19 protein-coding genes and 1 pseudogene are annotated in these 22,008 nt (G+C 66.3%); 16 read left to right on the top strand and 4 right to left on the bottom strand.

Annotated elements, in window-relative coordinates:
• The first annotated feature begins 25 nt into the window (after window positions 1-25).
• From F4X41_08595 to F4X41_08570, 6 genes and pseudogenes are all read left to right on the top strand, one after another.
• Window positions 26-400, top strand: coding sequence for a transcriptional repressor (locus F4X41_08595; protein MYB17068.1), 375 nt, complete (start codon window positions 26-28; stop codon window positions 398-400).
• A gap of 372 nt (window positions 401-772) precedes the next feature.
• Window positions 773-1,009 (top strand): annotated as a pseudogene (locus F4X41_08590) (nitrate reductase).
• Window positions 1,010-1,081: 72 nt separating this feature from the next.
• Window positions 1,082-2,503 (top strand): GTP-binding protein, encoded by a 1,422-nt coding sequence (locus tag F4X41_08585; protein ID MYB17067.1) that lies wholly within the window; start codon window positions 1,082-1,084, stop codon window positions 2,501-2,503.
• Window positions 2,491-3,537: a PQQ-binding-like beta-propeller repeat protein gene (locus F4X41_08580; GenBank protein MYB17066.1), complete on the top strand. Its 1,047-nt coding sequence runs from the start codon at window positions 2,491-2,493 to the stop codon at window positions 3,535-3,537. Before F4X41_08585 ends, F4X41_08580 begins: the two co-directional genes overlap by 13 nt.
• A 327-nt stretch (window positions 3,538-3,864) precedes the next feature.
• Window positions 3,865-4,566 (top strand): amidohydrolase, encoded by a 702-nt coding sequence (locus F4X41_08575; protein ID MYB17065.1) that lies wholly within the window; start codon window positions 3,865-3,867, stop codon window positions 4,564-4,566.
• Window positions 4,567-4,644: 78 nt separating this feature from the next.
• Entirely contained in the window at window positions 4,645-4,980 is a 336-nt protein-coding gene (locus F4X41_08570) for a cupin domain-containing protein (protein ID MYB17064.1), read from the top strand.
• A 43-nt stretch (window positions 4,981-5,023) separates the two neighbouring features.
• Here the strand turns inward: F4X41_08570 and F4X41_08565 are convergent, their stop codons facing one another.
• Together F4X41_08565 and F4X41_08560 are read right to left on the bottom strand one after the other, a co-directional pair.
• Window positions 5,024-5,359, bottom strand: coding sequence for a hypothetical protein (locus F4X41_08565; protein ID MYB17063.1), 336 nt, complete (start codon window positions 5,357-5,359; stop codon window positions 5,024-5,026).
• Window positions 5,352-6,833, bottom strand: coding sequence for a sulfatase-like hydrolase/transferase (locus tag F4X41_08560; protein MYB17062.1), 1,482 nt, complete (start codon window positions 6,831-6,833; stop codon window positions 5,352-5,354). Before F4X41_08560 ends, F4X41_08565 begins: the two co-directional genes overlap by 8 nt.
• Window positions 6,834-6,871: 38 nt before the next feature.
• Here F4X41_08560 and F4X41_08555 point away from each other — a divergent pair, with 38 nt between their 5' ends.
• A complete protein-coding gene (locus tag F4X41_08555; protein ID MYB17061.1) occupies window positions 6,872-7,756 on the top strand; it encodes a hypothetical protein in 885 nt (294 codons plus the stop codon).
• Here the strand turns inward: F4X41_08555 and F4X41_08550 are convergent.
• The gene (locus tag F4X41_08550) at window positions 7,753-9,558 is read right to left on the bottom strand and encodes an SLC13 family permease (protein MYB17060.1); all 1,806 of its coding nucleotides are present in this window, start codon (window positions 9,556-9,558) and stop codon (window positions 7,753-7,755) included. The genes F4X41_08555 and F4X41_08550 overlap by 4 nt on opposite strands.
• A 3-nt stretch (window positions 9,559-9,561) precedes the next feature.
• Complete coding sequence (locus F4X41_08545) at window positions 9,562-9,789, bottom strand: Trm112 family protein (GenBank protein MYB17059.1); 228 nt, start codon at window positions 9,787-9,789, stop codon at window positions 9,562-9,564.
• A gap of 202 nt (window positions 9,790-9,991) precedes the next feature.
• Here F4X41_08545 and F4X41_08540 point away from each other — a divergent pair, with 202 nt between their 5' ends.
• From F4X41_08540 to F4X41_08500, 9 genes are all read left to right on the top strand, one after another.
• Window positions 9,992-10,684, top strand: a complete 693-nt coding sequence (locus F4X41_08540; protein MYB17058.1) for a hypothetical protein — start codon at window positions 9,992-9,994, stop codon at window positions 10,682-10,684.
• A 48-nt stretch (window positions 10,685-10,732) separates the two neighbouring features.
• Window positions 10,733-12,346: a CTP synthase gene (locus F4X41_08535; GenBank protein MYB17057.1), complete on the top strand. Its 1,614-nt coding sequence runs from the start codon at window positions 10,733-10,735 to the stop codon at window positions 12,344-12,346.
• 53 nt (window positions 12,347-12,399) lie between these two features.
• The gene (locus F4X41_08530) at window positions 12,400-13,677 is read left to right on the top strand and encodes an adenylosuccinate synthase (protein MYB17056.1); all 1,278 of its coding nucleotides are present in this window, start codon (window positions 12,400-12,402) and stop codon (window positions 13,675-13,677) included.
• A gap of 195 nt (window positions 13,678-13,872) precedes the next feature.
• Window positions 13,873-14,394 (top strand): bifunctional pyr operon transcriptional regulator/uracil phosphoribosyltransferase PyrR, encoded by a 522-nt coding sequence (gene pyrR, locus F4X41_08525; protein MYB17055.1) that lies wholly within the window; start codon window positions 13,873-13,875, stop codon window positions 14,392-14,394.
• Window positions 14,391-15,332: an aspartate carbamoyltransferase catalytic subunit gene (locus F4X41_08520; protein ID MYB17054.1), complete on the top strand. Its 942-nt coding sequence runs from the start codon at window positions 14,391-14,393 to the stop codon at window positions 15,330-15,332. The genes pyrR and F4X41_08520 overlap by 4 nt, the downstream gene beginning before the upstream one ends.
• A complete protein-coding gene (locus F4X41_08515) occupies window positions 15,329-16,648 on the top strand; it encodes a dihydroorotase (GenBank protein MYB17053.1) in 1,320 nt (439 codons plus the stop codon). Before F4X41_08520 ends, F4X41_08515 begins: the two co-directional genes overlap by 4 nt.
• Complete coding sequence (gene carA / locus F4X41_08510) at window positions 16,648-17,829, top strand: glutamine-hydrolyzing carbamoyl-phosphate synthase small subunit (GenBank protein MYB17052.1); 1,182 nt, start codon at window positions 16,648-16,650, stop codon at window positions 17,827-17,829. The genes F4X41_08515 and carA overlap by 1 nt, the downstream gene beginning before the upstream one ends.
• Window positions 17,826-21,047 (top strand): carbamoyl-phosphate synthase large subunit, encoded by a 3,222-nt coding sequence (gene carB / locus F4X41_08505; GenBank protein ID MYB17051.1) that lies wholly within the window; start codon window positions 17,826-17,828, stop codon window positions 21,045-21,047. The genes carA and carB overlap by 4 nt, the downstream gene beginning before the upstream one ends.
• Window positions 21,044-21,853: a dihydroorotate dehydrogenase electron transfer subunit gene (locus tag F4X41_08500; GenBank protein MYB17050.1), complete on the top strand. Its 810-nt coding sequence runs from the start codon at window positions 21,044-21,046 to the stop codon at window positions 21,851-21,853. The genes carB and F4X41_08500 overlap by 4 nt, the downstream gene beginning before the upstream one ends.
• Window positions 21,854-22,008: the final 155 nt, after the last annotated feature.

Below are 22,008 nucleotides of genomic sequence, written 5' to 3'. Positions count from 1 at the left end.
CTGCCAACTGAGAATCGAGTATCATATGCCCATGGAACGAGCCAAGCAACAACTGACCGTCTTGCGTGCCCTCGGCGAGGCCGAAGGCCCTCTATCCGCCAGGGAACTCTGGAGTCGCCTGGGCGGGACCGGCATAGGTCTGGCCACGGTGTACCGGGCTCTCCGACGGGGCGTTGAGCAAGGCACGCTGGCATCGGTGGAGATGTTGGGCGGCGGGGTACGGTACGAACCCAAGAATCGCGGACATCACCACCACTTTCTCTGTTCGATTTGCAACCACGCTTTTGACCTCTTTGGCTGCGTCGAGGGACTTGAGTCTCTAGTTCCGGACGGGTTTCAGATGACGGAACATGAAGTGGTCTTGATAGGTACGTGCGACGCGTGCGCCAGCGCGGCATGACCGTGGATTGGGGACGGCGAATTCGAACGGTGGGCATTGCGCCGACCTCTGCTCCGCTCGCCACCTGATCGCCCTCCCCAACCCCTCTTTAATTGATCTCGAGTCCCTGGCCGGATACGGCGCTGATAAATCCAACCGGTAGTGCGGTTCTGGCAAGCCGGGACACCACAAGGAGTGCTGACGAGGAACCCCTTGGCGGCAAATTTGATCTGCGCATTCAGGGCGACGTAGCTCGCCATCGCCAGCATCCATCAAAGCGGGGCGCCGCGAGCCAGCTCCCTGACGAACCGCTCTCGTTGCCGCCGGCGCCCGAGGGGAGCAGGGTTAGTCGCTACCGTCCTCCGGCGAAGCTCGCATCAAACGGATGATCGTATGTTGATCGGCTCGTCTCCGCGCCCTCCGAATCTTGAACGAGCCAGACAAATCAAGCACGTCTTGCGCGAGGCGTTAACGCTTTCCGATGACACCACGGTCACGGTCGCCGAGCTGGCTTGTCTTGAAGAGGGCTGCGCGCCCGTCGAAACCGCGATCGGGCTTCTCCGGCCCGGCGCGCCACAGCTACAGGCGAAGGTACACAAACCCATGGACGCCGTTGTCGCCGAGGACCTGGTCCAGGTTTGTGCGACATGGGGGTTTAACGCAGCGAGTTCGGTGCTCGCAGATCTGCTCCAGGAGGACTAGATGGACGCACCTCGGAACATCCCGGTTACGATCCTCACCGGCTTCCTCGGATCCGGCAAGACGACCCTGCTGAACCGGATCTTGAGCGAGGAACACGGTAAACGCATAGCCGTGATCGAAAACGAATTCGGCGAGGTCGGGATCGATCAGGCGCTCGTGATCAACGCCGACGAGGAAATCTTCGAGATGTCGAACGGCTGCATCTGCTGCACGGTGCGCGGCGACCTGATAAGGGTGCTCGGCAATCTCATGAAACGCCGTGACAAGTTCGACTACGTACTGGTGGAGACTACCGGGCTCGCCGATCCCGGCCCGGTAGCCCAAACGTTCTTCATGGACGATGAAATCCGCGCGGAGTTTTCGCTGGACGGAATCGTCACGCTAGTCGATGCAGCCCATATCGAGCAGCAACTCGGCCGAAGCGACGAGAGCTCGGAGCAGGTAGCGTTCGCGGACGTGCTCGTCCTGAACAAGATAGACCTCGTCGACGGCGGCGCGCTCGATGGAATCGAGGCTCGCCTGCGGGACATGAACCGGATGGCCCGCGTCGTCCGCAGCGAGCAGGCGGATATCTCCATCGAAACGGTGTTGAACCTCGGCGCATTCGACCTGGACCAGGCGTTGGAGCGCCGTCCCACATTCCTTGAGCCGGAATACCCGTTCGAGTGGACCGGCGTCTATTCGCTTGATCGCGGCCGGTATGAACTCAGCCTCGCCGACGGGCCCGACCCGGAGATGTCACTGGTCGTCGTGCCCGATCAGGGCGAGGATGAGGCTGCGCTCGAGGAGGGCGCGGAGTGGTGCGTGCGGCGGTACGCGGAACCGCCTGATCTGGTCAACCCGGGGGGCGAGATTCCGGTAGGCAAGCACGTGAGCCTGCAACTTGACTCGCCGGGACGCAAGCGATTCCGCTTGGCGGCAGAATCTCCGGTGCGGATCGGGCTCTACGCCCAGCACTTGGCCGAAGAGTTCGACCTGCAGCTGGTTCGCGCGGACGCTGCGGTCTCCGTGCCAGGGGCGATCACGCGATCCGTCCCGGCCCCCTTGACCGATGACGGCGCTCCGCTAACGTGGGGTGCCGTCACCGCTGAGGTCGAGCGAACCTGGGTCGCGCAGCATGAGCACGACGACGAGGTGGGGTCGTTCGCAATCGAGATTGACGGAGATTGCGATCCCGACCGGCTCAACGCGTGGATTGGCGAACTGCTTCGCGAACGCGGCGTGGACATTTTTCGAATGAAGGGCTTCATCAGCATCGCGGGTGAGTCGAGTCGCTTCGTTTTCCAGGGAGTTCACATGCTCTTCGACGGGCAACCGGAGCGTCCCTGGGGAGACGCGCCGCGCCGCAACCAGCTCGTATTTATCGGCCGCAACCTTGACGAGCCGAGCATGCGGCGGGGTTTCGAGGCCTGCCTGGTTTGAACTTCGACCGCCCGAGGGGCGTACTGCGCCCGGGCTGGTCCGCTGCGGTCGACGAATACGCCATTGCCGGGGGGTGGACCCGACGAGGCGAGTCGCTGGTGGTCGGCGATGCTACCGGCGGTGTCTACGCATTCGACGGCAGGTCGGGAGCGACCGTCTGGCCGCGCCGCGGAGTCCACGCGGGCGGAGTGCTCGCGATGGCCATGCACCCAAACCTGCCGGTGTTCGCTACGGCCGGTCAGGACGGCCGGGTCCTGATCTGGAACGCCGCGGACGGCCGGGTCGAGCAGGATATCCAAGTCGGGAGCGATTGGGTGGGCAACGTGGCGTGGTCACCGGACGGCGAGCGGCTGGCGGCCTCCTGCGCCCGGCAGGTGTGCACGTTTGATTCGGATGGGGCAGAAACGTGGCGGTCAGATGACCACCCCAGTACCGTCAGCGCGATCGCGTGGACAAGCGTAAAGGAACTGGCAACGGCCTGCTACGGTCGGGTGGCTTTTTTTGGCGCGGCTTCCGGGAAGCTCAACCAGCGATTGGAGTGGATTGGCTCCCTGGTATCGATGGTGTTGAGTCCGGACGGGGATATCGTGGCCTGCGGCAGCCAGGACAATACCGTACATTTCTGGCGGCGATCCACCGGGCAGGACTCGATGATGTCGGGATATCCCGGCAAGCCGTCGGCGCTTGCCTTCGACCACAGCGGCACGCTATTGGCCACTGGTGGGGCCGCCCCGATAACAGTCTGGAGTTTTCAGGGCAGTGGTCCCGAAGGAACGCGGCCTGGCGTTCTAGAACTTCACGTGGAGCCCGTCACAACACTCACTTTCGCTCCCCGTGGGATGCGCCTGGCGTCGGGGGCTCGGGATGGCGGCGTCGTGGTGTGGTCGCTAAGACGCGACGGCCAGGGCGAACCGGTTGGAGCCGCGCCACTGGAGGACGTGGTGGGAGATTTGCACTGGCGACCGGATGGACGCGCACTCGCTGCTCTCGACGCGCAGGGTGGAGTGACGGTTTGGCGCGCCGGAAACCGGTGAGGCGCGACCGCAATAGGGTCAATTCGTCGCGTTTCCAATAGCCAACCGCCAACCGGACGCGGTCCGGCGCCCGGCGGGCTGATCGGAAGTTCACCGAACGCCAGGGATCAACGCACCCACTTCACGCCCTGTATTAAGAATCGAGCCGCCGCTCAAGGTCGCTTAAACGGCCCGATCCCGCTCGACTAGGGAAATTGATGGGGCGGCCGGACGCGGGGTTCGAGCGGTTGCAGGGCGACCGGATCGGAACCCCGCTTCGGCGACAATCCGGTCAGTCGGGCCGGCACCGGACCTGAGCTGACCCCTAGCAAGAGTTGCAGAAAAACTATGCGCGCCGATTGCGAAGCCTACGTCTCGACCGCCGAAGATCTGCCCGACCTCCTGGCCATGGAGGACCGCGCCGGAATCGAGAAGGTGGTTCTGATCGCCAGCGTCCAATATCGGCCCAACAACCGGGCGGTGGCCGAATGCGGCCGGTTGTCGGACCGGATCATCCCCTGCGCCTGCGTGAATCCGCGGCTTGGGGACGAGGCCACCGGCGAACTTGAGCGCTGCCTGGGCGAAGACTCGATGCGCGGGCTCAAATTGATGTCGGCCAACCACGGCTACGTGGTTTCTTCCGACGCCGCCAACGATTGCGTCGAGATCGCGCGCAGTTACGGGGTCCCGGTGACCGTGCATTCGCAGGGAACGCCCTCGCATCCGCTGGAAATCGGCGTCCTGGCGCGGCGTTTCCCGGACGTGCCGTTCATCATGGACCACATGGGCCATCGCTACTGGCGCGGCCAGGCGCTGGACGCTGCGCGATTAGCCGACAACCTCTTCCTTGGAACCTGCATAGCCGCTTTCGAGCCCGGCGCGGTCCGCGACGCCGTCAACGCGGTCGGCGCGGAGCGAGTGGTCTTTGGTTCGAACGCCCCCACCGCCCACCCCGATTTGGCGGTCGAGTCGATCGCCCGATTGGGCCTGCCGCAGGACCAGTTCGATCTGATCATGGGCGACAACCTTGCTCGCATCTACGGACTCTGAGAGCCGCTCCGCCAATCAGGTTGGTAGATTGGATAGTCTCCGTGCAATCTGACCAATCTCACCAAGGATTCGTAGGCAATGTTTGACGCAGTTCACAGCTCTGAAGCCAAACAGCTTGAATCACGCTTCGCCGGCGTCCAACTCAAGCTCCTGGTTCACGGCGAACGAATGATGCTCAACCACGTCGAAATTGAAGCTGGCGGTTGCGTGACCATGCACAACCACCCCAATGAACAGATCGGTTACTGCGTCAGCGGAGCCGTAGAACTGGAAGTAGAGGGCGAGAAAAGGGTGTGCCGGGCGGGATCGGCCTGGATCATCCCGGGCGGAGCCGACCATGAGGCCACCGCGATCGAACCGTCGGTGCTGGTCGAGGCTTTCTCCCCGCTCAGATCCGACATGATCAAGGACTAGCCGCGCGCGCCTCAGTCGGCGAAGCGGGGTGGTCGGTCCGAAGTTACGGGTTTGCCAGGCGCGGGCGTTGCTCGAACCAGCCGCGGGCGCGCTGAGTAAGGCCGGCCCGGGCGATCGACAGTCCGTCTTGGCGAACGCCGTGCGGCGCCCGCTCGAAATATCCTCCCGCCTCCAGCGCCGAGAGTTGCGCGCGGGTCGTTGCCAGCACCCATCCCGGTTCGACCGGCACGTGTGGCTGGCTCAGTTCGGCCCGGCCGCTTGAATCCTCGATTTGCAGGCGAAAGACATAACCCTGCGCGACCGATGCGCCGGCTCCGAATGCCCGCTCGCACAGTTGCTGGAGCAGCTCGGCTGACTCGGGCTCGAGCCGGTCAGGCATGGACCGTCGGTACGGGATAGCGGCTTTCGGCGTCCATCATCGCCCCGGCAAGGCGGTCGGACAGCTCGGCGCGTGTGCCGGCGTGAGCCGGATCGGAATAGAGGTTAATCCGTTCCATTGGGTCGTCGGCCAGCGAATACAGTTCGGACTCCGACCCGCCCTCGTACCGGGTCAGCTTCCAGTCGGGCGTTACCAGGGTGCGCGAGCGCAGATCGGTGTATCGCCCCTCGAACTCGATCAGCGCCTGGTCGCGGCCGGGACCGCCGCGCAGCCACTCGGTTAACGGGGCGCCGACCATTTGCGGTGGCGGGGAGTTTCCGGCCAGATCGAGGAAAGTGGGAGCCAGGTCGATCTGGCTGCCGAGCCCATTGAGCGTGATGCCGGTGGGGGCCCCGGGCAGGCGCGCGACGAACGGCACCCGCTGCAGCCCCTCGTAGGCGAATGGGCCCTTGTAAAGCAGGCCGTGGTCGCCCAGCATTTCGCCGTGATCGGAGGTGAAGATGACCGCGGTCTCGTCGGCGATGCCCAGTTCGTCCAGGGCGTCGAGCATGCGGCCGACGGCGTCGTCGATCTGGCGGCACATCCCGTAGTAGAAGGCCAGAGTCTGGCGCCAGGCGGCGTCCGGTATCGCCGTCAGGTCCTCCCATCCGGTCCCGCTGCCTTCCAGGCCGGTGCTGATGCGGCCGGCCGCGTAATCGCGGACGTGGTCGGGTTTGCCGTGGAGGTCGTCGCCGAACGTGGGCGGCAATTCCATCCGGTCGGGGTCAAAGAGGTCGGAATAGGGTTTAGACGGTGCGAACGGATGGTGCGGATCGGGTATCGAGGCCCAGAGGAAGAACGGCTTATCGCGCTTCTCACGCATGTAGGCGATCGCCCGGTCGGCGATCCAGGTCGTGGGGTGTTGCGACGCCGGCAGGGCCGATTTCCAGCCGCCGTTCCAGAGCGGGGGTTCCACTGCGTGCTCGATCAGGCTCGGGTCCGGGCCGCTGATGCCGGCGGCCGGATCGCGGCGGATGTGGCCCTGGGCGACGTAGTTGTGCAGCAGGGTGAGTTCAACGTGGTCGAACCCGTAGTAGGGGCCGTTCCAGTCCGGCGCCACGGCGCCGCTGGTCCAGGCCTCGGGAGTTTCCAGCGATTCTTCCGGAGCGACCCCGTCCTGGTGCCAGTACGTGCAAAAGTGGGCCTTGCCGATCAGGGCGGTCGCATAGCCCCCTTCGGCGAGAATCCCGCCGATCGTGGGCAGGGAGGGATCCAGGTTGACCCCGTTTGCCCAGACCCGGTGGCCGCGCGGCGTCATGCCGGTGATCATCGTCGCCCGCGAGGGCATGCACAGAGGCTGGACGCAGTACGTGCGCGGCGACCAGCAGCCCTCCCGGGCCAGCGCGTCCAGGCGGGGAGTGGCGCCGAGCCGGTTGCCGGCGACGCCGAGCGTGTCGGCGCGCATCTGGTCGGTGGTTATGAAAAGAAAATTCACGCAAGGTCCCAGATCGGAAAAAGGCAAGGCCGGCGACCATGGCCAATATAAGCCCAGCGGATGGAGCAACCAGCGGACATTGGCCGGCCCGTCCGACTCCGGCCCACTGTTACCCGGCGGCCCGGATCGATCTTGGTCAGCTCGCAAATTCGCACGGCTGGCGGACCCTGGCGCCTTTCAACTGGGACCAGGATGGGCTCCGCCTCGAGACGGCGGCCGTCATCTCCGGGCGGGCGGTGGCGATCGACGTGAGCCAGTCCGGATCCGGGGTGCTGGCCGAGGCCTGGGGAGACGTGGGGCGTGGCGAACTCGACGCGGTCGTTAAGCGGATGCTCTGGACCGATCTCGACCTGGCCGAATTCCACATCCGCTGCCGGCGGCAGAATCGCTACCGCGCGGTTGCCGAATCCGGCGACGGCAGGTTGCTCCGCTCGCCCACGCTGTGGGAGGATCTGGTCAAGGTGCTGGCGACCACCAACATCTCTTGGAGCGGCACCAGGGCGATGACCGACCGCCTGGTCGGCGCCCTTGGCGAGCCCGCGCCGCTGGGACGGACCGCCTTTCCGGGGCCGGAGGCGGTGGCCCGGGTGCCGGTCGGCGAACTTGCCGCCGTGTCGGGCTTCGGCTACCGCGCCGGCAGCCTGCGGCGGATCGCGCAGCTGATCGTGGAAGGACGCCTGGACCTGGATGCCTGGGAACGCCCGGACCGCAGCGACCGTGCGGTGGCGCGCGAGATCCTGGGGTTGCCCGGAGTCGGTCCCTACGCCCAGGCCTGCATCATGGCCCTTTGCGGTCGGTTCGGGCACCTGCCCATCGACTCGGTGTTCAGGTCCCGCCATCCCGACTCCGAGGCCGCTCTGCGCCACTACCGGTCCTGGGGGCGCTGGAAATACCTGGCCTACTGGTTCGGGCGCAAGACCTAGAACACCACCAGGAGCGTGGCGTACCCGACCGCCATGACCACCAGCGCAACCGGGACGCCGGCCCGCACGAAGTCGTTGAAGCGGTAATTGCCGGGGCCCATCACCAGGATGTTGCCGGGGTGGGCGAACGGCGTCGCGTAACCGGTGGCCGCGCCCAGCGCTACCGCCATGATGAACATGCGCGGGTCGCCGCCGGAATTGAGGGCCGCGTCGATCGCCAGGGGGGCCATCAGGACCGCCGCCACGTGGTTGTTGACGAAGATGGCAAACAGCGACGTGAGTATCAAGATGACCGCCAGCACGCCCTGCCAGCCGGCCCCGCCGACCACGTCGACCATCGACCTGGCCAGGTATTCGGCGGCGCCGGTCTCGGTCATCGCCTCGGCCATCGCCAGCATCCCGCCGATCAGGATGATCGCCCGCCAGGACACCGACGTGCGGGCCTCGTCCATGGTGACGGCCCCGACCACCACCATCGCCCCGGCCGCCGCCAGCGCCACTATCGCGACCGGCGCCGCGTTGGTGACCATCCCGATCACGAAAAGGGCCAGGACCGCGATCGACAGCGGGGCGCGGTTGCGCCGGAACCGCATCCCGGTTTCCTGGGAGATCACGACGAGGTCCTCGGAGCGCTGGCGGAGCTCGTCCACTGATGCGGTGGGTCCCTGGACCAGCAGCGTATCGCCCTGCTGGAGTCGCAGTTCCGCCAGCCGCGTGCGCCGCGGAACGCCCTCGCGCCACACCGCCAAAACGTTCAGTCCGAAGCGGGCGGTAAATTCCACTTCCGGCAGCGTCCTCTGGATCAGATCGCTGCGCGGGGCCACAACTACCTCGGCCATGCGCGCCCCGCCGGAACCAAGCTGACCCAGGTCGGTGTCGGAGGGTTCCGCCGCGCCGAGTCCGAATTCAGAGGTCATCCGGTCCAGATCGGGGACCTGGCCGCTGACGAGCAGGTGGTCGTTGGATTCCACGATCGTCTTGGCCAGCCCGCTGGCCAGGAGGCGCTCGCCGCGCGCGATCGCGAACACGTAGACGCCGTAGTCCCGGCCCAGGTTCGCCTCGGCCACGGTCTGACCGACAAGGTTCGAGGTGAACGGCACCTCCACTTCAAAGACCGCTTCCTCAAGCTGGTAGGGCTCGTGGTGGCGGCTGTCGGCCGGCAGCATCGAGTCAATTTCGGCACTGCCGGCGTGATCGGGCAGCAGCCAGCGCCGGGCGAAAACCATCGTGACGATCCCTGCCGCCAGGATCGCCGCCCCGACGGGTGTGAAGTCGAAGAGCTGGAACGATTCGAATCCGCGGTCGACCATCACGCTGTTGACCAGCAGGTTGGCCGGGGTCCCGACCAGCGAGAGCATGCTCCCCATCAGGGCACCGTAGGACAGCGGCAGGAGCACACGCGAGACCGGCGCATCCATCGCGCGGGCCGCCGCCACGATCGCCGGCAGCATGACCGCCGCCGCCCCGATCGCGTTCATGAATCCGGAAAGGCCGCCCACGGTCAGCATCGTCAGCGTGATCAGGCGGGCCTCGCTGCCGCCGGCGATCCGGCGCAGCAGTTGGCCGAGCGAGTAGGCCACGCCGGTGCGCGAGAGCCCCTCGGAGATCACGTAAACCGAACCGATGGTGATGATGGCGTTGTTGGCGAACCCGGATAACGCCTTGTCGAGTGGAATCAGGCCGACGAAAAACACCGCCACCAGCACCGCGACGCCGATCAGGTCGAACGGAATACGGTTGGTTGCAAACAGGCCCACCGCAATCACCAGGATTGCGATCGTCAGGCCAATGTCGGGAGTCATCGCTTAGGTCCCGGAATCCTTCCCGGTCGGGCGACCACCGGACCCTGAACCGGAGGCCTCGGCAGGCGGCTTCGCATCCTCCAACATCAATTGCGGGATCCCGTCTTCTATCGGATAGCGGCGCCCGCAGGCGCGGCAAGTCAATTCCGTCGCCGATTCATTCAATCCGGCTCGACACGCCGGGCAGGCCAGCAAATCGGCCCAAGTCTTCGTTTGTGCGGCTGGCGGCATCGGCGAGTTGGCGCGGCCCTGGGCGGTAGTCTGTCGGGCGAGGGCATCGCCGGCGGCATCGCCCATGCGTCCGGATTTTAGTGGCGCGTAATGCGGACGGCTGCGGCCTCTGCCGGGAGGCACCTGGGAAGTTCCGCATTAGAATTTCACAAATCATTCTGGGCGCGCTTTCGAGCCTGCGTCCGACCGCCGAATCCACCGCTTGATGGACATCGCTTGGTTTGGCGCGTCGTGTTTTCGAATCAAGCACGGCGGCGCGACCATATTCATCGACCCTTACCGGCTGGGACAGCGCTACCGCAACCTCAAAATAGCTGCGCACGCGATCAGTCTGAGCGGTTCGCCTTCCCTAAAGAAGGCTGAACTTAGGACCATTGAAGGCCTCGACAACGAAGGCAAACCGGGGCCGGAGCCGTATCGCATCGACCGCCCCGGCGAATACGAGGTCGGCGGGGTCTTCATCGACGCCTGGCCGGCGGCGGAGTTCGCGCCGGACAGCGGCCCGGGGACTCTTGTCCTGCGGCTGAGCGCGGGCGGCGCCAGCGTCGTTCATCTCGGTCAACTTTCCCAGCCCCTGCAACCGGCGCTCCTGTCCGAGATCCGCCACTGCGGCGCCCTGATGATCCCGCCGGGCGGAAGCGAGGAATTCACGATCGAGCAATCGGTGCGAATGATCGCCCGAATCTCGCCGGGGTGGGTCGTGCCCATGGGGTACGCCGCCCGCAGTGAAAAAAAGAACCTCAGCGAGATCGCCAAGTTCAATTCCGCGCTGGGTCTTCCCGAACAACCGCAGCGGAGCGACATCAGCGTGACCGGACCGTTCGACGGCCAGAGTGCGCCAAATCTTGCCTGCCTCCGTCCGCGGACTGCCCTCAAGCCCTCGGCGGTGGCCTAAATAGCCGTCCTCAATCAGTCCAAATACGTCATCGTTACCGGTGGCGTGATGTCCGGGCTCGGCAAGGGGGTTACCTGCGGTTCAATCGGGCGAATCCTCAAGTCCCGCGGCCTGGGCGTGATCAACATCAAGCTCGACCCCTATCTGAACGTCGATCCCGGCACGATGAATCCGGCCCAGCACGGCGAGGTGTTCGTAACCGACGACGGTGCCGAAACCGACCTTGATCTGGGGCACTACGAACGCTTCACCGACGTAAACCTGACCGCCGACTGCAACACGACCAGCGGGCAGGTGTACGCGGAGGTGATCCGGCGCGAGCGCTGGGGCGATTTCCTGGGCGGGACCATCCAGGTCATCCCGCACGTGACCGATGCGATCAAGTCGCGGATCCTGCGCCAGGAGCAGACCTTTGGCGCGCAGGTGCTGGTGGTCGAGGTCGGCGGCACCATTGGCGACATGGAGGGCCTGCCGTTCGTCGAGGCGTTGCGCCAGCTCAAGCGGGACGTCGGCCAAGAGAACATCATGTACATCCATCTGACCTACGTGCCGCGGCTCGGTCCATCGGGCGAGTTCAAGACCAAGCCGACCCAGCACTCGGTGGCCACGTTGCGGTCGATCGGTATCCTGCCCGAAGTAATCGCCTGCCGCTGCGAACAGCCGCTCGGTCCCGCCACCCGCGAGAAGATCGCCCTGTTTTGCGACGTCGACGTCGACGCGGTGATTTCGCTGCCGACCCTTTCGGACATCTACGGCTTGCCGATGCATCTGGAGGAGGAAGGCCTGGGCGATTACATCTGCCGGCACCTGGGAATCGATGCCGGGCCGGTCGACCTGACAGATTGGCAGGCGATGGTCGAGCGATCGCATCAGCACCAGCGCGAACTCGAGATCGCGCTGGTCGGCAAGTACGTCGAGGCGACCGACGCGTACATGAGCGTCGTGCAGGCGCTGTACCACGCCGGCGTCGCCAACTCGGCCCGGGTCAAGATCCGCTGGGTGGACTCGGAGGCGATCGAGTGCGGATCGGCCGACGAGATACTGGCGGGGGTCGACGGTGTCCTGGTGCCCGGGGGATTCGGCGTGCGCGGCCTGGAAGGCAAGATCGCGGCCGCCGGCTGGGCCCGCGCGACCGGCACGCCCTACCTGGGGCTTTGCCTGGGGATGCAGATGGCGGTCGTCGAGTTCGCCCGCAACGCGGCCGGGGTCGCAGGGGCGGTTTCGTACGAACAGGACGCCGAGGCCGGCGAGCAGGTGATCCTGCCGATGCCGCAGCACCATGGCGACATCGACCTCGGCGGGACGATGCGGCTCGGAGCGCACCCCTGCACGATTGCGCGCGGCACGCGGGCGGCGGCGGCCTATGAAGTCGGACGGGTCTCCGAGCGGCACCGGCACCGGATGGAATTCAACAACGCCTACCGGAACCGCCTGCAGCAGGCGGGCATGGTCCTCTCGGGAATCAACGAGGACCGCGACCTGGTTGAAATCGTCGAACTTGCCGATCACCCCTGGTTCGTCGGGGTGCAGTTCCACCCGGAATTCAAGTCCCGGCCGAATCGCCCGCACCCGTTGTTTGTAGGATTTCTGCGCGCCTGCAGCGCCCAGTTCCCAATCACCAAGATGCAGACCGCGTTTCAAGAGGATCTGCAGCTGACCTAGACCGGCCGCTCCGGCGGACCGATTGCGGCGGCGAAATTGCAAATGGACGACAAATGACGGTTACGTGTGTTATCGGCACCCAGTGGGGCGACGAGGGCAAGGGCAAGATCGTCGATTTCCTGGCCGCCGATTGCGGTCTGGTAATTCGGTTCCAGGGCTCGGACAATGCCGGCCACACGGTGGTCAACGAACACGGCCGGTTCGGCCTGCACCTGGTACCTTCGGGCATCTTTCACGGGAAAGTCCGCAATCTGCTCGGGCCGGGCACGGGCGTGAATCCGGATTCCTTCCTGACCGAGATCAACGCGCTGGACGAGAAGGTGCCGCAGCTGCGGGTCCGGGAACGGATCATGATTGCCGAGCGCGCCCACGTGATCATGCCCTATCACCGGACCCTGGACGGCGCCCAGGAACGCTCGCGCGGAGATCTACTGCAGGGAACGACCGGTCGCGGCAACGGCCCGCTGTATGCCGACAAGCACGCCCGCAGCGGAATCCAAATCGCCGATTTGTTCGAGCCCGAGTACCTGCGGCGCTGGCTGGAAAACACGATTCCCGAAAAGTCGGCCCAGCTGGCGCGGATGGGTGAAGAGCCCCCGGAGCTGGAGTCGATCCTGGAGCGGTGCCAGGTTTGGGCCGAGGGACTGGCACCCTACGTGGTGGACAGTTTCGGGGTGGTGCAGGAGGCGCTGGCCTCCGACCGGGACACTCTGCTCGAGGGTCAACTGGGGATCATGCGGGACATCAACTGGGGTCACTACCCTTACGTGACCTCGTCGTCCCCGACCGCCGGCGGGGCAAGCATCGGCGCCGGGATTCCGCCGCGGCGGATCGACGCGGTCGTGGGCGTGGCCAAGGCGTTCACCTCGTCAGTGGGCGAGGGTCCATTCCCGACCGAGCTCTCGGGCCCGCAGGCCGAGCGGTTGCGAATCGAGGGCGACGAATTCGGGGTCGCGACCGGCCGCCCCCGTCGCGTGGGTTGGATGGACGCCGTCGCAGTCCGTTACGCGGTGGCTCTAAACGGGGTGACGGATCTTGCCCTGACCAAATTGGACCTCCTTGACGGTGTTGCCGAAATTCCAATCTGCCGCGCCTACGAAATCGCCGGCGAGAACGTCGAGTGGGTGCCCAACACCCACCAGCTGGCCCGCGCCCAGCCGGTCTACGACTTCATGCCGGGCTGGGTCCGGCCGACCGCCGGGATTTCCACGTGGCGGGATCTGCCGCCCAACGCGCGCGCCTACGTCGAGCGGGTGGAGGAGATCGCCGGGGCCCCGGTGCGGTACATCGGAACCGGCCAGGCGCGCGAGGACATTGTCTGCCGCTGGTAGGAGGATTTCGGCGCCATTTCGGGCGGCCGCAGACCGCGAATCAAATAGAATGCACGAACCTTTAATCTGGCCCAGTGAGGCAGAAAGGTCGCCTTGGCCACATCCGGCCCCGAGCACGATACGACGCGGTCGACCGAACCGGTTGACCGCTTTCTTTTAGACCCCGCAGAATCCCCGCGTCGGCGTCGGACGGTGATGTCCGAAGCCGAGATCGGTCGTTCGCTGCGCCGCATGGCGCACGAGATCATAGAGCGCTGCGGAGATCCCGAATCGCTGGCCCTGGTGGGGATTTGCACCCGTGGCGCACCCCTGGCCGAGCGCCTGGCCGGCACGATCGCCGCTATCGAAGGCGTCCGGCCGCGGGTCGGACAGCTCGACATCACCATGCACCGCGACGACCTCGCCATTCGAGCTCCGCTGCGCGAGATTCTCCCCAGCCGGATCGATTTCAGCCTGGACCGGCTCAACGTGATCCTGGTCGATGACGTCGTATACACCGGTCGCTCGGTGCGGGCCGCGCTGAATGCGCTCGGGTCGTTCGGCCGCCCCGACCGGGTCCAGCTGGCGGTGCTCATCGACCGCGGCCACCGCGAACTGCCGATCCGGCCCGACTACGTCGGCAAGAACCTTCCGACCCGGCGCGCCGACCACGTGCAGGTGCTGATTGCCGAGATTGATGAAACCGATCGGGTCACCATTTCGGCGGGCGAGCGTTGAACGGCTTCGGCCACCGGCACCTGCTCGACCTGGACGGTTACAGCCGGACGGATATCGAGTACGTACTGGATGCGGCCGAATCGATGGCCGAGATTCTCGACCGCCAGGTGCCGCAGGTGCCGGCGCTGCGCGGGGTGAAACTGGCGAACATGTTCTTCGAGTCATCGACCAGGACCCGGATCTCGTTCGAGCTGGCCGCCAAGGCGCTCGGGGCCGAAGTAATCAATTTCGCCTCCGCCGGGAGTTCCCTTTCCAAGGGCGAATCGATGGTCGATACCCTGGCCACGGTGGCTGCCCTGGGGGCCGACATGTTCGTGATGCGGCACGCCCGCGCCGGCGCCCCGCACCTTGCTGCCCGGATCCTGGACGGGCCGGTGATCAACGCCGGCGACGGCTGCCATGCCCATCCCAGCCAGGGACTGCTCGACGCCCTCACCATCCGCCGGCGGTTCGGGTCCGTTGACGGCCTGCGGGTAGTGATCGTCGGCGATATCCGGCACAGCCGGGTCGCCCGCTCGAACGTCCTGGCCCTGGGCAAGCTGGGCGCCGAACTGGTCCTCTGCGGCCCGCCGCAGCTGGTTCCCGGGCAGCTGGCGGCGATGCCGGCGGTATCGATCGAGTCCGACCTCGACCGGGCGGCGGTTGGGGCCGACGTCTTGATGGGGCTGCGGATCCAGCGCGAACGCATGTCCGGCCCCTGGCTGGCCTCGACCGGCGAGTACGTGGCCAGCTACTCCATTCGCCGCCGCCACATCGAGTCGGCCGGGGAGGGGGCAATCCTCATGCATCCCGGTCCGCAGAACACCGGCGTCGAGATCGAGCCGGATCTGGCCGATTCGGACCGATCGGTCATTTCCGAACAGGTCACCGCCGGGCTGGCGGTCCGGATGGCAGTGATCTACCTGTTGGCCCGCAACGTGCTGCGAGTCGAATCTTGACCGACTCCCCGGACCTGTTGATCAGGGGAGGCCGGGTGATCGACCCGGCCGACGGTTTCGACCAGGTCGCCGACCTGCTGGTCCGCGCGGGCCGCGTCGAAGCGCGCGGCCGCGACATCGCGGCCCCCGACGGCGCCCGGCGATTTGACGCCGACGGGCTGGTCGTGGCGCCGGGCCTGGTCGACCCCCACTGCCACCTGCGTACCCCGGGGGGCGAGCACAAGGAGACCATCGAATCGGGGGCCCGGGCGGCGGCGGCCGGGGGATTCACGACGGTGGTCGCGATGGCCAACACCAACCCGGTGGTCGACCACCCCGCGGTGCTGCGGGATATCCAGGAACGCGCCCGTGGGGCCTGCGTGCGCATCGCCCAGCTGGCCAGCATCAGCATCGGTCTCGAGGGCCGGCAGCTTTCTGACATGGGCCGGCTGGCGGCGGCCGGGGCGATCGGGTTTTCAGACGACGGAATACCGGTGGCCTCGGCACGGCTGATGCGGACCGCATTCGAATACGCGACCCGTTTCGACCTGCCGGTGTCCAACCATGCCGAGGATCCGACCCTGATTGCCGGCGCCAGCATGCACGAGGGTCACGTTTCAGCCCGCCTGGGCCTGATCGGAGCCCCGCACCAGGCCGAGGAAATCATGCTCGAGCGAGACCTTCGCCTGGCCCGGCTCACCGGCTGCCGTTACCACGCCCTGCACATATCCTCGGGCGGATCGGTCGAGATACTGGATCGCGCCCGTGCCGGTGGCGTCCGGGTGTTCGCGGAAGTCTCGCCCCATCACCTCACCCTGACCGACGAACTCATCGCCGGCGAGGGGGAGCACGCGTTTGACAGCCAGGCCAAGGTAAACCCGCCGCTGCGGTCGCGCGACCACGTAGACGCGCTCCGCGCAGGCCTCGCGGCCGGTGCGTTCGACCTAATCGGCACCGATCACGCGCCGCACGCCGAGCATGAAAAACTGGCCCCGTTCGAGGAAGCTCCGTCCGGTTTCTCCGGATTCGAAACCGCATTGGGGGTGATGCTGTCGGTGGTGGCCGACGGCGTGCTGGAGCTCCCGGACCTGCTGGCGATGATGACCATCAACCCGGCCCGCCTGTACGGCCTTCCGGGCGGAACCCTGGCGCCGGGGGCGGCAGCCGACATCGTGGCCATCGACACCGCCCGGACCTGGAGGGTGGACCGCTGGCGCTTTCGGTCCCGGGGCAAGAACTCGCCCCTGCACGGAAAAACCCTGCCCGGTCGGGCGGTTGCCACCTGGGTGGACGGGGAGTCGGTCTTCGAGATCGAATCCCCGGCGGCGCGATCCTGATGCAGCACCGGGCGATCCTAAGCCTGGAGACCGGCGAACACTTCTTCGGCTACGCCCACGGGCCGGGCGGCGAGGTTGGCGGCGAGGTCGTCTTCAACACCTCCATGACCGGGTACCAGGAGATCACTACCGATCCTTCCTATCGCGGACAGATCGTGGTGCTGGCGTACCCCCTGATAAACAACTACGGCGCCAATCGGCACGATCCCGAATCGCGCCGGCCCTGGCTGGCGGGACTGGTGGTGCGCGAGCATGCCGAGCGCGCCAGCAACTGGCGCAACCAGCAGCCGCTTTCCGAATTCCTCTCCGAATTCGGCATTCCGGTCCTCTCCGGCATCGACACCCGGCGGCTGGTCCGAATACTGCGGTCGGGCGGTGTCCGCAAGGGCTTGCTGAGCCGGGTGGAAGGTGATGTCCCCGACTGCGACCGCTTCGCCTGGATCACCGGGCGGGCCGTTTTGCCGGACCGGTTTCTGACCGAGCTCCAAAAACGCGCCGCCGCGGTGCCGGCGCTGTCGGCCCAGCACCTGATCGAAGAAGTGACCTACGGCCGCCGATACGAGTTCGAGAGCGGGCCGTGGGATCCCTGGCCCGCACCGGAGACGCGGCCATCGCGCCCCCGGATTGCCCTGCTGGACACCGGCGCCAAGTCCAACATTGCCCGTTCGCTGGCGGTGCGCGGCTGCCGCATCAGCGTGCTGCCCTACGGCGTCAGCGCGGCGGAAGTCGACGCATTGCGACCCGACGGTGTGGTTCTGGCCAACGGTCCGGGCGACCCTGAGGCGGCGGTCCGGGCAGTTGAAACCGTGGGCGCCCTGATCGAGCGGTATCCGCTGATGGGGATATGCCTGGGGCACCAGGTCCTGGGGCTGGCGATCGGCGCCAAGACCTCGCGCCTCAAATTCGGACACCGCGGCTCGAACCACCCGGTCAAGGAGCTGGCCAGCGGTCGGGTCTGCATTACCGCACAGAATCACGGTTTCCAGGTCGAGGCCGAATCAATCCCGGAAAGTTCCGGATTCGCCGTATCCCACCTGAACTTAAACGACGGTTCGGTCGAAGGCCTGGCCCACCGGGACCTGCCGGTGTTCTCGGTCCAGTACCACCCCGAAGCCGCCCCCGGTCCGCAGGACAACCAGCATCTCTTTGACCGGTTTCTGGATCTGGTCGAAAGCCGATGAAGGACTCCTCGTTGCGCAAGGTGCTGATCATCGGATCCGGCCCGATCGTGATTGGGCAGGCGGCCGAATTCGACTACGCCGGCACCCAGGCGTGCAAGGCGGTCCGCGAGGAAGGGATCACGACCGTCCTGGTCAACTCCAACCCGGCCACGATCATGACCGACGAGGACGTGGCCGACGTGGTCTATATCGAACCGCTTACGGTGGAGATCGTCGAACGAATCATCCGGCGCGAACGCCCCGACGGCCTGCTGGCGACGCTGGGCGGCCAGACTGGCCTCAACCTGGCCCGCGAGGTGCAGGAGGCCGGGATCCTGGAGCGCTATGGGGTCCGCCTCCTGGGAACTCCGATCTCGGCGATCCGGCAGGCGGAGGACCGGGACCTATTCCGGCGCCTGATGCTGAGGATCGACGAACCGATTCCCGGATCGGACATCGCCCACACGGTTGCCGAGGGGCGCTCGATAGCCGAACGATTGGGGTTCCCGCTGATCATCCGTCCGGCCTACACCCTGGGCGGCACCGGGGGCGGGATCGCCGAGGACCTGAACCGCCTGGATGAACTGGTTGCGCAGGGCGTCGAGGCTTCCCCGATCGGGCAGGTGCTCGTCGAGGAATACCTGTCCGGTTGGAAAGAAATCGAATACGAGGTCATGCGCGACGCGGCCGGTACCTGCGTGACCATCTGCAACATGGAAAACTTCGACCCGATGGGGGTGCACACCGGCGATTCGATTGTTTTCGCCCCCAGCCAGACCCTTTCGGACAAGGAGTACCAGCTCCTGCGCAGCGCATCGCTGAAGATCATCGACGCCCTGGACATCGCCGGGGGCTGCAACGTCCAGCTGGCCCTGGACCCGAACTCGTTCCAGTACCGCGTCATCGAGGTGAATCCGCGCGTGAGCCGCTCGTCGGCGCTGGCTTCCAAGGCCACCGGCTACCCGATCGCGCGCATCGCCGCCAAGATCGCGATCGGGTTCCGTCTCGACGAGCTTGCCAATCCGATCACCGGCGAAACCGCGGCCGCGTTCGAGCCGGCGCTCGACTACGTGGTCGCCAAGATTCCGCGCTGGCCGTTCGACAAATTCCCGACCGCCGACCGCTCGCTGGGGACCCAGATGAAGGCCACCGGCGAGGTGATGTCCATCGAACGCACCATCGAAGGGGCGGTCAGCAAGGCGCTACGTTCGCTGGAGATCAGCGGCCGTTCGATGCTCTGGGAGGACCCCGCCTGGAGCGATCACCAGGTCCTGGACCGGGCCATCAGCCACCCCAACGACCAGCGCCTGTGGGCGATCCTGGCGGCGCTGCGGCGCGGGCGCAGCGTCGAGGAAATATTCGAGCTGAGCGCAATCGACCGCTTCTTCATCGCCAAGCTGGGCAACTTGATCGCCATGGAGCTGCGGCTGCTGGAGGAGCCTTTGGACGCGGCGCTGCTCTGGGACGCCAAGCGGCTCGGTGTTCCGGATTCGGTGATCGCCCAGCTGGCCGACTATCTGCCCGACCGGGTGCGCGAGTTGCGCAAGCGGCTCGGAATCGTGCCGGTCTACAAGCTGGTCGACACCTGCGCGGCCGAATTCGCCGCGGTGACGCCGTATTTCTATTCGACCTACGAGGCGGAAAACGAGGCCGACCGGCAATCCGGCCAAGCGGCGGTGGTGGTGGGATCGGGCCCGATCCGGATCGGGCAGGGCATCGAATTCGACTACTGCTCGGTGCACTCGGCCTGGGCGCTCCAGGAGAGCGGTTGGCGGGCGGTGATGATCAACAGCAACCCGGAGACCGTCAGCACCGATTTCGACACCTCCGACCGGTTGTACTTCGAAGCCCTCGACGTGGAGTGCGTCGCGGACATCATCGACAACGAGTCCGGCGGCGGCGATCCGCGGGTCGTGGTCCAGTTCGGCGGCCAGACGGCCATCAATCTTGCCGAGCCCCTCTACAACATGGGGGTTTCGCTGACCGGCTCCGACGCCGCCAGCATCGACGCGTCGGAAGACCGCGAAAAATTGGACGGTCTCTTGGAAGAACTGGGCATACCGCGTCCGCCCGGCGCCACGGTGCGGCGGATCGAGGACGCCCTGTCGGTGGCCCGCCGGATCGGGTACCCCGTTCTGATCCGGCCTTCCTACGTGCTGGGCGGGCGGGCCATGGAGATCGCGTCCGATCCCGCCGGTCTGAGCCGGTACGTGGCGACCGTGACCCAGCCGTCGCCCGAACACCCGGTGCTCATCGACAAGTACCTGCAGGGTCTGGAGGTCGAGGTCGACGCGGTCTGCGACGGGCACGGGGTACTCATTCCGGGAATCATGGAACACATCGAACGGGCCGGCGTCCACTCCGGAGACAGCTTCGCGGTCTATCCGACGCAGCACGTGGCCGGGCACCTCAAGGAAGTCCTGGTCGACTACACCGACCGCATCGCCAGGGCGGTTCGCGCGGTGGGTCTGCTCAACATCCAGTACGTGATCTGGGAGGACCAGGTCTACGTGATCGAGGTAAATCCCCGCGCCAGCCGGACGGTTCCGTTTCTCTCCAAGGTGACCGGGATTCCGATGGTCGGACTGGCGACCAAGGCGATGCTGGGTCAGACCCTGCCGGAGCAGGGCTGGGACTACGGCCATGCCCCGGAAGGACCGCTGGTAGCGGTCAAGGCCCCGGTCTTCTCGCACGCAAAGCTGACCGGGGTAGATTCGTTCCTCGGCCCGGAAATGAAATCGACCGGCGAGGCCATGGGCGTCGACTTCGGCTTTGCCCCGGCCCTGCGCAAGGCCATGCTGGCGGCCGGACTGGGAATCCCCGATCGCGGCACGGTGATCATGTCGGTCGCCGACCGCGACAAACCCGAGGCGCTCCCGATCGCCAGGTCGCTCAATGCCCGCGGGTACCACATCAAGGCCACGCGCGGCACCGCCCGGTTCCTGGCGGGGGCCGGCATTCCGGCCGAGACCATCAACCGGCTCGACGAGGCCTCGCCCGGGCAACTGAGCCTGCTCGACCACGTTCGCGATCCCGCGACCGTCCTGGTCGTAAACACCCTTACCTGGGACCGGCCGACGCTCGAAGACGGTTTTCGGATGCGGCGATCGGCCAACGAGCGCATGCTGCCCTGCCTCACCTCGCTGGATACCGCCGCCGCCCTGGTGCGGGCGCTCGAATCCGCCGACGAAGAATTCGTTCTTCCTATCGACCATTACCGCCACGACCGGCGCCAATGACCGGGCCCAGCCCGATCTTCGACGTGGCGACGGTGATCGCCAACGAGCAGCTGTCCGAATCGCTGTGGTGGATCGAACTTGCCACCCCGCAGATCGCCGACCGCGCCCGACCGGGGCAGTTCGTGCACGTAAGCGGCGGCGAGCAGGACCCGTTGCTGCGGAGGCCCTACAGCCTCTCGCGAATCGATGCCCGCGAAGGAGCGGTGGCGATCCTGTTCCATGTCGTCGGTCGCGGCTCGCGTTGGCTTTCCGAATTGCGACCCGGCGATCCGGTGGACACCCTCGGGCCGCTGGGTTCGAGCTTTGCGCCGCCGGACGGATGCCGGCACCTGCTGCTGGTCGGCGGGGGCATCGGCCTGGGACCGCTAATCGCCCAGGCCGAATCGGCTCCGGACCGCTCCTGCGTGATTCTGAACGGAGCGCGCTCGCAAGCCGGGCTGACCCCCGCCGCCAAGCTTCCCGCGCATGCCGAGGTGTATTACGCCACCGACGACGGATCCTACGGCGCGACCGGCAGCGTCGTCGAGCTGCTGCCGGAGTGGTACCAGTGGTCGGATGCGGTGCTGGCCTGCGGGCCCAACCCGATGCTGCAGGCCTGCGCAAGCCGGATCGACGCTCTCGACCCCACCCCGCAGCGGCTGCGCCACCGGCCTGTCCAATTCGCGCTGGAGGCACGGATGGCGTGCGGTCTCGGAGTGTGCTACAGCTGCGTTGTGACCACCCGATCGGGGCTAAAGCGCGTCTGCACCGAAGGTCCGGTGTTCGAAGCCCGGGAGCTTACCTGGCAATGGGATTCGGGCATTTAAGCCAGCCTCGATTTCTCACCAGTCTGGGTGATCGGTTCGATCCTCTTCGCCCGGAACTCCTAGCCGCGCTCCCTTACGCCGACGAACACGGACTTGACGGGCGGGCCCCGGATTCCGCGTCGCCGCGGTTGCCTCGGGCGCCGATCCGCCCCGCT

Source organism: Chloroflexota bacterium (assembly GCA_009840625.1).
Taxonomy (GTDB): Bacteria; Chloroflexota; UBA11872; order UBA11872; family VXNJ01; genus VXNJ01.
This window is presented reverse-complemented; position numbering and strand designations above follow the sequence as displayed.